Origin of the sequence: Psychrobacter piechaudii, assembly GCF_900162825.1 — a bacterium.
Lineage (GTDB): Bacteria > Pseudomonadota > Gammaproteobacteria > Pseudomonadales > Moraxellaceae > Psychrobacter > Psychrobacter piechaudii.
This window is the reverse complement of record NZ_FUGE01000122.1, coordinates 1-14320: the sequence shown is the minus strand read 5'-3', so window position 1 is coordinate 14320 and position 14320 is coordinate 1. Positions and strand designations below refer to the sequence as shown.

The 14320-nt window shown below is 43.2% G+C and carries 12 protein-coding genes; 10 read left to right on the top strand and 2 right to left on the bottom strand.

Going from position 1 to position 14320, the window contains the following annotated elements; all coding sequences use genetic code 11:
* The first annotated feature begins 427 nt into the window (after positions 1 to 427).
* Genes A1019T_RS06450 through A1019T_RS06440 form a run of 3 tightly spaced genes read left to right on the top strand, consistent with a single transcriptional unit; the run spans position 428 to position 6857 of the window.
* Positions 428 to 1822, top strand: coding sequence for an efflux RND transporter periplasmic adaptor subunit (locus tag A1019T_RS06450; RefSeq protein WP_077450922.1), 1395 nt, complete (start codon positions 428 to 430; stop codon positions 1820 to 1822).
* Positions 1823 to 1851: 29 nt separating this feature from the next.
* Positions 1852 to 5076 carry an efflux RND transporter permease subunit gene (locus A1019T_RS06445; protein ID WP_077450921.1) on the top strand — a complete coding sequence of 1075 codons (3225 nt, stop codon included), beginning with the start codon at positions 1852 to 1854 and terminating at the stop codon, positions 5074 to 5076.
* Between the two features lie 56 nt (positions 5077 to 5132).
* Positions 5133 to 6857, top strand: a complete 1725-nt coding sequence (locus A1019T_RS06440; protein ID WP_244156559.1) for an efflux transporter outer membrane subunit — start codon at positions 5133 to 5135, stop codon at positions 6855 to 6857.
* Between the two features lie 107 nt (positions 6858 to 6964).
* Here the strand turns inward: A1019T_RS06440 and A1019T_RS06435 are convergent, their stop codons facing one another.
* Both A1019T_RS06435 and A1019T_RS06430 read right to left on the bottom strand, forming a co-directional pair.
* Positions 6965 to 7270: a hypothetical protein gene (locus A1019T_RS06435; protein WP_077450919.1), complete on the bottom strand. Its 306-nt coding sequence runs from the start codon at positions 7268 to 7270 to the stop codon at positions 6965 to 6967.
* 107 nt (positions 7271 to 7377) lie between these two features.
* Complete coding sequence (locus A1019T_RS06430) at positions 7378 to 7974, bottom strand: hypothetical protein (protein WP_077450923.1); 597 nt, start codon at positions 7972 to 7974, stop codon at positions 7378 to 7380.
* A gap of 166 nt (positions 7975 to 8140) precedes the next feature.
* Between A1019T_RS06430 and dnaQ the strand changes: the two genes are divergently transcribed.
* The 7 genes from dnaQ to A1019T_RS06395 form a co-directional block, all read left to right on the top strand.
* A complete protein-coding gene (gene dnaQ / locus A1019T_RS06425; protein ID WP_077450918.1) occupies positions 8141 to 9889 on the top strand; it encodes a DNA polymerase III subunit epsilon in 1749 nt (582 codons plus the stop codon).
* A 171-nt stretch (positions 9890 to 10060) separates the two neighbouring features.
* Positions 10061 to 10888, top strand: coding sequence for an RnfABCDGE type electron transport complex subunit B (locus tag A1019T_RS06420; RefSeq protein WP_077450917.1), 828 nt, complete (start codon positions 10061 to 10063; stop codon positions 10886 to 10888).
* A 69-nt stretch (positions 10889 to 10957) separates the two neighbouring features.
* Positions 10958 to 11653 (top strand): endonuclease III, encoded by a 696-nt coding sequence (gene nth / locus A1019T_RS06415; RefSeq protein WP_077450916.1) that lies wholly within the window; start codon positions 10958 to 10960, stop codon positions 11651 to 11653.
* A gap of 232 nt (positions 11654 to 11885) precedes the next feature.
* Positions 11886 to 13052 (top strand): methionine adenosyltransferase, encoded by a 1167-nt coding sequence (gene metK / locus A1019T_RS06410; protein WP_077450915.1) that lies wholly within the window; start codon positions 11886 to 11888, stop codon positions 13050 to 13052.
* 82 nt (positions 13053 to 13134) lie between these two features.
* A complete protein-coding gene (locus A1019T_RS06405) occupies positions 13135 to 13470 on the top strand; it encodes a DUF3144 domain-containing protein (RefSeq protein WP_077450914.1) in 336 nt (111 codons plus the stop codon).
* Between the two features lie 134 nt (positions 13471 to 13604).
* Positions 13605 to 13994, top strand: a complete 390-nt coding sequence (locus tag A1019T_RS06400; RefSeq protein WP_077450913.1) for a hypothetical protein — start codon at positions 13605 to 13607, stop codon at positions 13992 to 13994.
* A gap of 62 nt (positions 13995 to 14056) precedes the next feature.
* Positions 14057 to 14320 (top strand): helix-turn-helix domain-containing protein (locus A1019T_RS06395; RefSeq protein ID WP_143514051.1); only part of this gene is annotated, 264 nt, incomplete at its 3' end.

Genomic DNA, 14320 nt, shown 5'->3' with positions numbered 1-14320 from the left:
AAAGACGAAAGCTTAAGAAACATGGTCGACCCCAGCAAAGTTTGTTTGCTATTGGTTTGGATGTTTTGATTGATGGTTTGCGTGAGTATTTCTTTGCTGGCAATCGACGTGTGTTTGAGGTTCTAATAAGTTATTTGTCTCCTAGTCCACGACCTTTGAGACTTTGAGCATTTTTGTCGTGTACAGAGGTTTTTTATTTAAAGTGGACGGTGTTACAGAAATTAATACTGCTAAAAAGCTTTATAAGTGCCCTATTAATTTATAAACTAGAAAGATAAAAGCATAGTCACTACGAAATTTACAAATTTAAAACAAGCATCTAGCTTTTCATTGCTAAAGTACGTGTAATTTGTAAATACACACTATCCTCTTGCGTACAAGCTAGCAATACATTGCTTGTGATGACCCACTATTAAGGTTTTATTACATGAAACACTCGCACCTTTTCCTCGCTATTAGTTTAGCTGTATCCGGTCTATTCATTGCAGGCTGTGATAAAAAAGAAGACGAAGCAAATGCTGCAGCTGCTCAGCAACAGATGCCACCTGCAGTTGTGAATATTATGCCCGTCCAATTTCAAACGGTACCTTTAGTTCACGAGTTTTCGGGTCGTACTGCAGCCTACGAGGTAGCCGACATTAGACCTCAAGTAACCGGGGTTGTGGACGAGATTCTTTATCCGCAAGGTCGTATGGTTCAAAAAGGCCAACCCCTTTACAGAATCAGCCCTGAAAACTACCAATCTAGCCAAGGCGCTAATTTAGCTGCAGTACAACAAGCTGAAGCAAACGTTCAAACCGCTAGAGCAAGCTATAACAATGCGGTTGCTAATATAGAATCACAAAAAGCCTTACTTGAACAAGCTCAAGCGGATGTTCAGCGTTTAAAACCATTAGTGGCTCAGCAGGCAATCTCCGCACAGCAATACGAACAAGCAGTTACCCAGCTGAAAACGGCTCAAGCTGGTTTAAACAGTGCCCAAGCAGCAGCGCAACAAGCACAAGCTAACATTGCAAGCTCACAAGCCGCTGTGAATACTGCCAAAGCTCAACTTTCAGGTACTCAGTTAGATTTGAATCGTACCATCGTTAGAGCCCCAATCTCTGGTATTTCAGAGCGTTCTAATGTGACTGCTGGTGCGTTAGTAAATGCTAACCAAGCCAATCCTATGGTTACTATTTCTAAGATTAATCCTATCTACGTAGATATCAGTCAATCTTCCTCTGAGTTATTAAAGTTAAAACAACAACAAGCCAGTGGCGCACTTCAAGCAGGCAACAATACTGTCGAGTTGGTGTTAGAAGATGGTAGCACCTACCCTATTAAAGGTCAGATGTCTTTAGCAGAAGCTAAAGTTGATCAAGATACTGGCGCGGTAACCTTACGAGCTATTTTCAAAAATGACAACTATATGTTACTGCCAGGCATGTATGTCAAAGCCCGTCTAATTCAAGGCCTAATTAATAACGCTGTTTTATTACCGCAAAGTGCATTAATTCGTACGCCTAAAGGGGATACTCAAGTTTATATCGTTGACCAAAACAATAAAATCCAGGTTCGTGATGTGACTGTAAATGGTACCTATAACGGTAATTGGGTTGTCACCGACGGCTTACAAATAGGTGAGAACATCGTTGTGGTAGGTGGTTCTAAAGTGGCCCCAGAGCAAGAAGTGGTTAGTAAGCCTTACCAAGCAGAAGGTACTGCTCCACAACAAGGTGCAGCCCAAACACAAGGCCCTGTAGCCAATAAATCTGGGACGCCAAAAGGCCCGGTAGCGCCTCAAAAGCAAGAAACGGCTGAGACAAACGCTGCAAAATAACTCAAAAATAGGCAGACTAGGAAAATATCATGTCGAGATTTTTTATTAACCGCCCTATTTTTGCATGGGTAATATCAATTTTAATCATGCTACTGGGCATAATCGCGGTCATTAACTTACCGATTGAGCAGTACCCTCGTATTGCACCGCCAACGGTTAGTGTTAGCGCCTCTTATCCTGGTGCTAACGCGCAAACCGTTGAGGACTCTGTTGTTCAGGTTATTGAACAGCGTATGAAGGGACTTGATGGCTTAATGTATATGTCATCATCAAGCTCCTCTAGTGGTAGTGGCTCAGTAACTCTAACCTTCGAGAACGGTACTGACCCTGATACCGCACAAGTTCAAGTGCAGAATAAACTACAAGCAGCGATGAGTGCGCTTCCGGAATCTGTACAGCGTCAAGGGGTAAACGTTAACAAGTCTTCAAGTGGCTTCTTAATGGTTCAAGGCTTCATCTCAGAAGACAACTCTATGGACAGCGTAGATATTGCTGACTATGTGGCTTCTAACGTCGTTGACCAAATTAGCCGTGTTGAAGGGGTTGGTGAGGTACAATTATTCGGTTCAGCCTACGCGATGCGAGTATGGTTAGACCCTGCGCGTTTACGCAGCTATAACTTAGTTCCTGGTGATGTCGTCAATGCTATTCGCTCCCAGAACGCCCAAGTCTCAGCAGGTCAATTAGGACAAGCTCCTGCCGCTGCAGACAAACAGGTTATTAATGCTACAGTGACCGTACAATCTTATTTGCAAACGCCTGAAGAATTTAAAAACATTCTATTAAAAACTGACAGCAGTGGTGCTCAAGTTAGATTAGGAGATGTGGCTGACGTTGAAATTGGCAGTGAAAACTACAGTGTTAGCGCGCTTTACAATGGCAAGCCATCATCAGGTATTGGTATTTCATTAGCACCAGGTTCAAACGCCCTAGAGACCAGACAACTGGTTGAAGAGCGTATGGCTGAGCTTGAAGCTAACTTCCCTTCAGGGCTAGTTTCTGTAGTTCCTTATGACACTACTCCATTCGTCAAGCTATCAATTCAGCAAGTAGTTAAGACGCTAATCGAAGCCATTATCTTAGTATTCTTGGTAATGTTCTTATTCTTGCAGAACTGGCGTGCAACAGTTATTCCAACACTGGCGGTACCAGTGGTTCTATTAGGAACCTTTGCGGTGCTATATGTGGCTGGATTTAGTATTAACGTACTGACCATGTTCGCCATGGTACTGTCCATTGGTCTACTGGTGGACGACGCCATTGTTGTGGTTGAAAACGTCGAGCGTATCTTGGAAGAAGATCCTCACATTTCCATTAAAGACGCTACCATTCAGTCAATGGGCGAAATTAGTAAGGTAGTTATTGGTATTGCCTTGATTTTATCAGCGGTATTCGTACCTATGGCCTTCTTTGGGGGATCAACAGGGGTTATTTACCGTCAGTTCTCAATTACCCTAATTACCAGTATGGTGCTGTCTGCGATAGTTGCTTTGGTTTTCACACCAGCACTATGTGTTACCTTACTTAAACGCCAAAAGAATCATGGCGAAGATAAAAAAGGCTTCTTCGGTTGGTTTAACCGTAGCTTTGAGAAGGTTAGCCATTCTTATGAAGGTATAATTGGTAAGAGCGTTAGCCATAAATTGTTATATGCTTTAGGTTATGCAGCAATTATCGGCCTCATGGCGGTAATATTTATGCGCATTCCAGGCTCTTTCTTACCAGAAGAAGACCAAGGTATTATGGTAACTCTAGTTCAATTACCTCCAGGTTCATCTTTGGATGAAACTCAGGCTGTACTAGATAAAGTATCCAACTACTATGGCACTCAAGAACCCGATAACGTAGAGTCGGTGTTTACTATTGCAGGATTCAGTTTCTCTGGTCAAGGACAGAACATGGGTCTGGCGTTCGTTCGCTTATCTGACTGGGATGGCCGCGTAGGTGAAGAGAATACGGCGCAAGCAGTAGCTGGACGAGCCATGGGCTATTTCTTTACTCAGCTTAATGAAGCACAGGTTTATGCCATCGTTCCGCCAGCTATTACTGAGCTGGGTAACGCCAGTGGTTTCGACCTAATGCTGCAAGATGTGGGTAATATCGGACATGACGGTCTAACCGCCGCTCGTAATCAATTATTGGGTATAGCTAGTCAAAGCGACCAAGTTACTGGGGTTCGTCCTAACGGTCAAGAAGATGCCCCTCAATTGAAAGTTAATATCAATCAAGAACAAGCAGCAGCTTATGGCCTACCTTTGTCTTCTATCAATGGGGTTATCTCTACTGCTTGGGGTTCAGCTTACGTAAATGACTTCGTAGACAGAGGTCGTATTAAACGTGTGTTCGTACAAGGTGAGGCTGACAGTCGCACCAACCCTGAAGACATCAACAAATGGTATGTTCGTAACGATCAAGGTGACATGATTTCATTCGATGCTTTCTCAGACAGCGAATGGCAACACGGTTCACCTCGTTTAACTCGTTATAACAGTTTCCCATCGATGAACATTCAGGGTAGCGCAGCACCTGGACTAAGTACCGGTGAAGCTATGGTCGCTATGGAACAAATGATTGAACAGCTTCCAGAAGGTGTTGGCTATGAGTGGACAGGCATGTCTCTAGAAGAGAAAAAGTCAGGGGCACAAGCGCCCATGCTATATGCTCTATCCATCTTAGTTGTTTTCTTATGTCTAGCTGCATTATATGAAAGCTGGTCTGTGCCCTTTTCGGTTATTTTAGTGATACCATTAGGGGTGTTAGGGGCTGTCATGTTTACTTGGTTCCGAGACTTTGCAAACGATATTTATTTGCAAGTGGGTTTATTAACCATTGTAGGTCTTTCAGCTAAGAACGCTATTTTGATTATTGAGTTCGCCAAAGAACACCAAGAAGCTGGAATGTCCTTGAAAGATTCGGTTATGCTTGCTGCTCGTCAGCGACTGCGTCCTATTATCATGACTTCATTGGCATTTGGTTTAGGGGTATTACCACTGTACATAGCAACCGGTCCAGGGGCAGGAAGTCAGAATGCCATCGGTACCAGTGTTGTAGGTGGTGTACTTACTGCAACCTTCTTAGGTATTTTCTTTATCCCAATGTTCTATGTATGGGTGCGTACTATATTTAAGTATAAAGGGGATGGCACTAATAATGGTTCCGGTACCGGTGTTCAAACTCAGCCTAATCCAGCATTAGCGACTACAGACACCAGCACTACCTCTACCCCAGCCAATTTTGGAGATAACACTCAATGACGACATCTGTAAAATCAAATATAATTCTTAAAAGTCGAGCTGTGAGTGCATTTGCTATGAATAGATCTAATAAATGGGCACGGTTATTTGGTTTATCTGCTTTGACAGTCGCTATTAGCGCCTGTCAGACAGTACCGACTGCCGATACAAGTCCGGTGGTTGCTCGTCCTAATATTCCTCTTTTACCAGGGGAAAATTACGAGCTATATGGGAATAACCAAGTACCCTCAAGTCTTGCCGCAGAACGTTGGCAGAGTTTTTATACCGACCCTAAGCTAAAAGCGCTTATTCAAATGGGCCTGGATAATAACAAAGACGTTAAGCAAACGATCTTGGCCATCCAAAAGGCTCAAGCTCAATACCGCATTACCGATAGTAGTGATGCACCTTCTGTAGGTATTAACGGCGGTTACACCCGTACAAGCCAACGTGGCTATGACAACGGCACCGATGTCTTTGATGTTGGTCTTGGTTTGGCTGCCTATGAGCTTGATTTCTGGGGCAAAGTTGCCAGCTTAAAAGATCAAGCGCTACAAAACTATTTAAGTACCACAGCAGCTAGAGATACCGCTCAAGTCAGCTTGATTGCCAATATCGCTAAGAGCTATGTCAATCTAAGCTATCAGCAAAAGCAGCTAGAGCTTGCGGTGAGCACTCTACAAACTCGTGAAGAATCACTGCGTATCACCAAAGCTCGTTTAGATGCTGGGATTGACTCAAAAGCACCTTCTCTACAAGCAGCGGCTTCTGCTGAAACTGCTCGCATTGCTGCCTTAAATGCTCAAAGTGGTGTTTTGAAAGCTAGAAATGCTCTTAAATTCTTAGTCGGTGCTCCTATCAGTGATGATATGCTGCCAGAGCCTGCAGTACCAGCTATTGCTTCTAGCCAAGTATTAAGTGCTGGCTTGCCAAGTGATCTGCTACGCTACCGTCCTGATGTACTTCAAGCTGAATACAACTTAAAAGCTGCAGGTGCCAATATTGAAGTGGCTCGAGCTGCTTATTATCCGTCAATTAGCTTGACGGGTAACCTTGGCTATTCAAGTAGCGATTTATCTGACTTATTTAAGAGCAGCTCTGCAAGTTGGTCATTTGGTCCTTCTATTAAGTTGCCTTTATTTGATGCCGGTCAACGCGATGCCAACTATGAAGTGGCACAAATTGAGCGTGATCAAGCCGTTGCCAATTATGAAAGTGCTGTCGAAAATGCCTTTAAAGAGGTGAATGATGTACTGGCTGATCGAGCAACCCTAGATCAAAGAACCCAAGCTGAATACCGCTTACAAGAGAACTATCAAGGTCTATTTGATATCTCTGAAGCGCGCTTTAAAGCTCAAGTTGACGATTATCTCGCCGTACTAGATGCTCAGCGCTCACTGTTCTCAACTCAGCAGTCCATCTTGAATTTAGAACAAGAGCGTCTAAATAATCAAATTGAGCTGTATCAAGTATTAGGCGGCGGCGCGAACTTAGGTCCTGTTGCTGTGCCTACCTCAAAGTATCGTAACTTAGTAAACGTCTTTGATAATCAAACAGATAAGCAAAAAGCCGTACAAGCCGTTGAGGCGAGCCGTGGACCTGCTATTGTAACTCCTGAACAAGCTTACGCCATTGAAGCCGCTCAGCCTGTTAAAGTAGTCAAACAAAAAGAGCTGACTCCGGTAGATATCAATAATAACAATAACGCAGATGCTTATATCTCTGTTGTTGAGACCTCTACTCACCCTGCGGGCTCTAAAGTTGTTGAGACCCAAGAGGGCGTTAAGGTGGTTGAGCCTTAAACTTAATTTTTATCTTTTTTCCACAATAAAACAAACCCCATAAGTTAACTTATGGGGTTTTTTATGCCGCTTTAATTAGGTAGCGCCAGATAACTTAGATAAGGCGCTTAATCAGGTAGGTCGTGTCGGATATGATCTGGGCTTAGGCCAAAAGAGAACACAAAGGTAGCTACTAAGCTGTTAACAATAACGAAAGCCACATCTAGCCCCGCATGCCCTAGCACGAACTTGCCTAACAAGGCAGATATCAACAGCATAATTCCAAAAAACACTGCCAAATAAATTTTAATTTTAGGATGCGAAAGACTATAAGGTTGCTCAGGTTTCGGGCCTTTTTCTAAAACATACAGACGAACCGCCCAGCCTGCTGCATAAGCCAAGGCTCCCATTAATAAATAATTTAAAAAACCCATTTTCTTTATTCCTAATTGCCAAGTGACTTAAAAGCTAACTCTTGATATCCGCAATTTTTTAATATTATTTGTGCTTTCAAATAATTATTACTTTTAAATAAAGCCGCTTAACTCTCAACTTTGCCCGCAGGCTTAATCACGATATTACCCACACCCTCTTTATTTTGATGTGGGTTTTCTATTAGCTCATCTGCTGGAGTATCATCGCACTCAACTTTATAAATGGTATTAGAGCCTTGTAAAATATAACCTAGGTACGGACTGTCTAAAGTCGGATCAATGTTAACATAGGCCTGTTTAACTTGAGCAACAACGAATACTCGATCTGGTCGACCGATTACCCCTTCTACGTTTTTCTCATCAACTGAAAAGTATTTTGATACTTTATCAATAGCTATAGGCTCTAATGGCTCTGGATCATCCCAAACTCTATTGGCAGATTTTGGCTCTTTCATCTGCATCACTAAACCTTGTGTCTGCTGACTGACCTTAATCTGTGGTGGCTCATCTTTACTTACGGTATAGCAGCCCGAAAACATATCAGCATGGTGTTTAATACTTTGTTTAGAATTTAAAGTCTCAGCCGCCGTATCAGCACTCACTGCAGGGTCGGCTGTCTCAGACTTATCACAAGCGGTTACCAATAAGGCTACCCCTGATAGGAGTACGGTCGAATAAATTTTTGATAGATTTAATGGTTTCAAGGCAAAGTTCCGGTAGCTCAATAGAATTACCCATATTTTAGCAAACTTGTTATCGCTGTTGTGACTATTGGTAAATATATTAAAGAGGCAAACTCAAATAAGTAGGTCATATTTGCTATACTAGGCGCTAACTATTTTTGCTGTTTTTTAGCCAGAGTGAGTCGCTATGTCTGTTCTTAATCCTAAGCCCAATACCACTATCGCTTTCACTGATGGTGCCTGCAAAGGAAATCCTGGTCCTGGAGGTTGGGGGACTCTATTAGTGCTTAGTGATGGTCGTCAAATTGAGTATTTTGGCGGCGAAGCTGATACCACCAACAACCAAATGGAGTTGATGGGAGCAATTATGGCTTTAGAAAATAGCCCTCATAATCAGCACCTAGAGATTTGGACCGACTCAAGCTATGTTAAAAATGGCATTACCTCTTGGATTCAAGGCTGGAAAAATAAAGGCTGGAAAACCTCCGGCAATAAACCAGTAAAAAACCAAGAGCTATGGCAACGCCTAGATGCATTACAAGCCAACCGTGATGTTAGCTGGCACTGGGTTAAAGGCCATGCTGGTCATGAAGGTAACGAAAAAGCAGATGAGCTGGCCAACCGTGGCATTCTATCTTCCTCTGACTCCATTGCCCCTCTTCCTAATGACAGCGATGAGCTTAAAAAAAAACTAAATAACTCACAAAATTTAGTTACTTCTGAGGCGCAAACACCGACCTCCCCCCTTTTTGATGAATCAAACGTTCTTCACAATAACACCACGAGATCCCCAAGCAATATGATTAACTCGGAAAATAACAACTTTCAAGACAGTAATGATTGGATTAAAGATGATCCTCTAGGTTTTGATGAGATGTCTGCTGAAGAAGAAGCGGCTTTGGCAGCACAGTTTGGCAATCCTCATGCCGACTCGCCTGCTACACAGCCTTTGACCCATAGTTCAATACCAGACCTACAAAATAATGCTGAGACAGCCCAAGCGATTCAAGAGCAATCAAACGAGGTGCAAGACATTGAGTTTGATGGCGATACCAGTCGTGCCAACCCTCACTTTAAACCGCTATTACCTGAACCTGTTAATAGAGAGCAAAGTGGCCGTCAATTGATTATGGATACCGAGACCACAGGTCTCGATGCTTTAAAAGGGGACCGAATCATTGAAGTAGGTATTATTGAGCTGGTAAACCGCAAGTTTACAGGCGAAAAGTTACACGTCTATATCAACCCTGAGCGCGGTATGGATGATGAGGTTATTAGAGTTCACGGTATCTCAGAGGCCTTCTTAGCGGACAAACCTAAATTTAAAGAAGTGGCTAAGCCCCTTTATGAGTTTATGCTTGGGGCGGAAGTTATTGCCCATAACGCCCCATTTGATATCAGCTTCTTATCAATGGAATTTGATAAAGTTGGGCTAACCGACTTTGCTGAGAAGATTACAGTCACTGACTCCTTGGTAATGGCCAAACAGCAGTATCCGGGTCAAAAGAACACTCTAGATGCTCTAGTACGCCGTCTTAATGTGGGTAAAATGGACCGTACCTTCCACGGGGCTTTATTAGACTCGGAAATTCTAGCGGAAGTTTATTTGGCGATGACCGGGGGCCAGGTCGCGCTAGCTATCGATGAAGACACCCAATCTGAAGGTCAAGGCTCGCACGCCAACTTTAGTCACCTAGCCGCACAGATACTAACGGCTAAAACTCAAATTAGCGATCATGTGAATTGGGTTGCCAAACTATTTAAGAAGCACCCAAAACTGGCTGAAACCCAAGGTGTGGGCTGCTTTTATAGCATCGATGAGGCCACAAAAGCGACCAACCTGCTGTTTCAAAAACCCGTAATGGGTCAGCAGCTACAAACCAGTCGCCTAAATATAGACCCTATCTTGGCCAATAATTTATTTATTGGATCCTAGCTTTTAAGGTATATAAACGTTAAGTAAACCGTTGACACCGCTCAATTTCAGGTCAAATGAAAGGGGCAACGATCAACTAAAGCCTGTTAAAGTATTACCAATAATTCTTTGGTTAGTGCCCGTCGGTACTGACTTTTAAGTTATTCAATTACTATTTATGATGAGGTACTCGTGAGCACTGACCGATTAGACGACCTTCCTATTCTATTTAATCGCTTTGGGCTTGAGCGCCTGACACAGAGCCAACGTCAAAAGATTGCCACAGTTGATGCCACCTTACCTCAAACTCAGTGTGGACTATGTGACCATCCTGAAGGCTGCTTGCCCTACGCCATTGCTATGGCGGTAGATAATGAGCCGCACAATAAATGTGTACCTGGCGGTCAGCCGGTTAGTGATGCCATTGCTAAAGTACTAGACAGAGAAGTATTACCCGTCCGTGAGTCTGCCTGGCCGGTAGATCCTAATACCAGCCGCCCTACTGAAGTGCGCGCAGTGATACGAGAAGATGATTGCATTGGCTGTACTAAGTGCATTCCTGCCTGCCCAGTGGATGCCATTATTGGTACTGGCAAACACATGCACACCATCATCAGCGACTTATGCACCGGCTGTGAGCTGTGCCTACCCCCCTGCCCTGTAGATTGTATTGATCTTATTGAAATGCCTCGTAATCCTGCTACCGAAACGGCTGAGTTTAGAGAAAAAGAACAAGCACATCTGCGATATCGCTATCATAATCATCTCAATCGTGTGGCAGAGCAAATGGCAGATAAAACCCATTCTAAGCCCGTGACCAGTGTCATCGAGACCATGATAGGTAATGCTTCACACCAAAGCTTAGATATCGATGCCTCTCAAGCCAAAGCCACCATAGCTGGAGCAAAGCTACGTACCAAAATCAAAAAGCTAGAAAAACAGCTAAGCGTACGCCCTAACCCCAGCAAGCAAGCAGAATTAGGTGACTTAAAACAGCAGCTGGCCGAGCTTGATGGGTAATTGTTGAGCGATTTATAACGCTTTTTCTAATTTTAACAATTGGTAGATTTGACGAGACATTAAATCAATATGAGTAAAGTTGTTAAGCATAAGACAGCACAGACCCCTCCTTCAAGACGTCTGCCCAATCGTAACGTACGCCCTTTTTTTGAGAAGTTAGCGGCAGCCATTGATGAGCCGGTGACTGAGCTTGAATATAGCAGCAACTTTGAGCTGCTTATAGCGGTTATCTTATCGGCTCAGGCCACAGACGTCAGCGTCAACTTAGCTACCCGTAAGCTTTATGCAGTAGCCAATACCCCTGAAGCCATTTATGCTTTAGGAGAAGAAGGGCTAAAAGAGTATATCAAGACTATAGGCCTATTTAACTCAAAAGCCAAAAACGTCATTAAAGCTTGTAAAGACTTAATTGAGAAGCATGACAGCCAAGTACCAGATAATCGTAAAGATTTAGAAGCACTGGCAGGCGTGGGCCGAAAAACAGCCAATGTGGTCCTAAACACAGCTTTTGGTCATCCCACCATGGCCGTAGACACCCATATATTTCGCGTTAGCAACCGTACTGGCCTAGCCACTGGCAAGACTGTGCTTGCTGTAGAACAAAAACTTTTAGAGCGGGTTCCTGAAGATTATCTTGTCGATGCCCACCATTATCTTATTTTGCATGGGCGCTACACCTGTCAAGCACGTACTCCGAAATGTGGAGCCTGTCCGGTCTATGAAGAGTGTATGTTTAAAGACAAGCAGGCTTTCGCAGAATTATAATAAGCACCGCCTCGCCTTTAAGACCTATTATGTAGAACATAAACCCATCAATAGCGTCAACTCACTAGAGTTTTCAGTGAGTTAAGGGTAAAATAGGCTATTTAAATTTTTATGATTATCTTGTTTGATTTTACCATCATACCGTAATGACTTTTAAAGCGTCATTGCCGTGCTAAAATCTCAATTCCTGAATCCAAGCTCCTGAATCCTGAATATAAGTGACTCTCCTACTATGCATGACTATCAACTTTTTACCTCAGAATCTGTAAGTGAAGGCCATCCTGATAAAATGGCAGATCAAATTTCAGATGCTTTGCTTGATGCAATTATGCGTGAAGACTTACACGCCCGTGTGGCCTGTGAAACCTTAGTTAAAACAGGGGCAGTAGTTTTAGCTGGTGAAATCTCAACCACTGCCAATATCGACATCGAACGCATTGTTCGTGAGACAGTTAATGAAATTGGGTATAACCATTCAGATTTAGGCTTTGATGGCAATACCTGTGCGGTTATCAATATGATTGGTAAACAATCTCCTGAAATCGCCCAAGGGGTTGACCGTCAAAACCCAGAAGACCAAGGTGCCGGTGACCAAGGTCTAATGTTTGGTTATGCCAGCAATGAAACCGAAGTATTGATGCCAGCTCCTATTGAGTACGCCCACCGCTTAATGGAACGTCAGTCTATGTTACGTCGTTCTGGTGAACTATCTTGGTTACGCCCTGATGCCAAAGCTCAAGTGACTCTAAAGTATGCCAATGGTATCCCTTCAGCTATTGATGCTGTGGTTTTATCTACCCAACATGATCCAGATGTGTCCCAAGCCGATTTGCATGAAGCGGTGATGGAAAGCATTATCAAGCAAGTTATCCCAGCTGAGCTTCTACACAAAGACACTCGCTATCATATTAACCCAACCGGCAAATTCGTTATCGGCGGTCCTGTGGGTGATGCCGGCTTAACGGGTCGCAAAATTATTGTAGATACTTATGGTGGTATGGCGCGTCATGGTGGCGGTGCATTCAGTGGTAAAGACCCTTCAAAAGTTGACCGTAGTGCTGCTTATGCGGGTCGCTATGTAGCAAAAAACATCGTTGCTGCCGGTCTTGCTGAGCGTTGTGAAGTTCAGATCAGTTACGCCATTGGGGTTGCTGAACCGACATCAATTGCAGTGAACACTTTTGGTACTGCTAAAGTGAGCCGCGAAGTCATTATCGAGCTGATCCGTACTCACTTCGACCTACGTCCTTATGGCATTACTCATATGCTAAATCTGCTACAGCCTATGTACCAGCAAACAGCTACTTTTGGCCACTTTGGTCGCGAAGGTAGTGAGACTGCTTTCACTTGGGAAAAGGTAGACAAAGCAGAGCTATTAAGAGCAGACGCCAATATCTAAAGCATGTAAATACAGCACTCATAGCCGTAAGCTTGGGTGCTGTATTTAACCCATTTAATTAATAAAATTAAAGTTGATCATTATGACCGATACCCCTAACAACAACGAAGATCCTAAGTTATCAAAAGATATTGAAGCTTTTTATAAACGTGCTGATGCCATTATTGAGCTTGCCAACAGTCAGTTAGGCCCTGAATCACACTCGGGTCAAGTGGGTGCTTCATTATTATATGCAGCCGCCCGCTACAGTGCGTCTGTCGCCTCTATTGGCTTCGTTAAAGGCAGTGATTTGGCAGCAGAAAAAAATGAAATCATTGAGTTTTATACCAAGCAGTATCGTCAAATGTTAAGTGATAACTTAGACGATTATGCAGATAACTTCGATAAGTATGTGCAAACGGGTGCAGAACAAAAATAGATCTTTTTATCTAATTTAGATAAAAGTAATGTTTTGGATACAAGATACATAAATAGCTTACCTTGGGTAGGCTATTTTTTTGCTAAGATATAAGCTTAAAATAACTCAACACTCAATTAGGATGAGGTATCACTATGACGGCATTGATTCAAAAAAGACGCCATAAGCTATTTAATTTTTCAAAAATTATGGCTTTATCGATTACCACAGGTTTACTGGCTACAGGCTGTGTTACGGCAGAAGATTCTAACTCAACTCCTCATACCCAGACGCCTGCTCCCATTAGCACTCCTGATGCCAATCACTCCGGTAACAGCACTAAAGTAGCACAGTGTGGCCCTTTTACTCCGGATAAAGAACAAACCATGTGCACCATGCAATATGATCCAGTGTGTGTTAAACACAAGGCCCCTAATGGTCAAGTCAGCTATAAGACTGCTGGCAATGCCTGTATGGCCTGCACCACTGCAACTGCCATCAGCCATACCCCGGGTGAGTGTGGTACCGGTCTGCCGACTAAATAAGCTAATACCAATTCCAAAAAATAAGGTACAATATAACCAACTCAACAACATAATAGAATCACATGCCGAAAAAAACCCCTAGAAATCATAAACTCACAGACCACGATTTTCTGCAATTATCTAAAACAGAAGGCAATGCCAGAGCGCGAATCAGACTGCTCATGCTGCATCAACTGAGTCAAGGTCATCCTATAGCGACCGTAGCAGAGAACTTTGGCTATAACCCTAGAAGCGTCTATACCATAAGAAGGAAATACTGGTTGCATGGTATCACTAGTGTCTATGACGCAGCTGGCAGAGGCAGAAAGAGTCTTTTAGCAGAAAAA

Coding starts and splice junctions, on each gene's coding strand:
- A1019T_RS06450 (WP_077450922.1), top strand. CDS start 428: ATGAAACACTCGCACCTTTTCCTCGCTATTAGTTTAGCTGTATCCGGT.
- A1019T_RS06445 (WP_077450921.1), top strand. CDS start 1,852: ATGTCGAGATTTTTTATTAACCGCCCTATTTTTGCATGGGTAATATCA.
- A1019T_RS06440 (WP_244156559.1), top strand. CDS start 5,133: ATGAATAGATCTAATAAATGGGCACGGTTATTTGGTTTATCTGCTTTG.
- A1019T_RS06435 (WP_077450919.1), bottom strand. CDS start 7,270: ATGGGTTTTTTAAATTATTTATTAATGGGAGCCTTGGCTTATGCAGCA.
- dnaQ (WP_077450918.1), top strand. CDS start 8,141: ATGTCTGTTCTTAATCCTAAGCCCAATACCACTATCGCTTTCACTGAT.
- nth (WP_077450916.1), top strand. CDS start 10,958: ATGAGTAAAGTTGTTAAGCATAAGACAGCACAGACCCCTCCTTCAAGA.
- metK (WP_077450915.1), top strand. CDS start 11,886: ATGCATGACTATCAACTTTTTACCTCAGAATCTGTAAGTGAAGGCCAT.
- A1019T_RS06405 (WP_077450914.1), top strand. CDS start 13,135: ATGACCGATACCCCTAACAACAACGAAGATCCTAAGTTATCAAAAGAT.
- A1019T_RS06400 (WP_077450913.1), top strand. CDS start 13,605: ATGACGGCATTGATTCAAAAAAGACGCCATAAGCTATTTAATTTTTCA.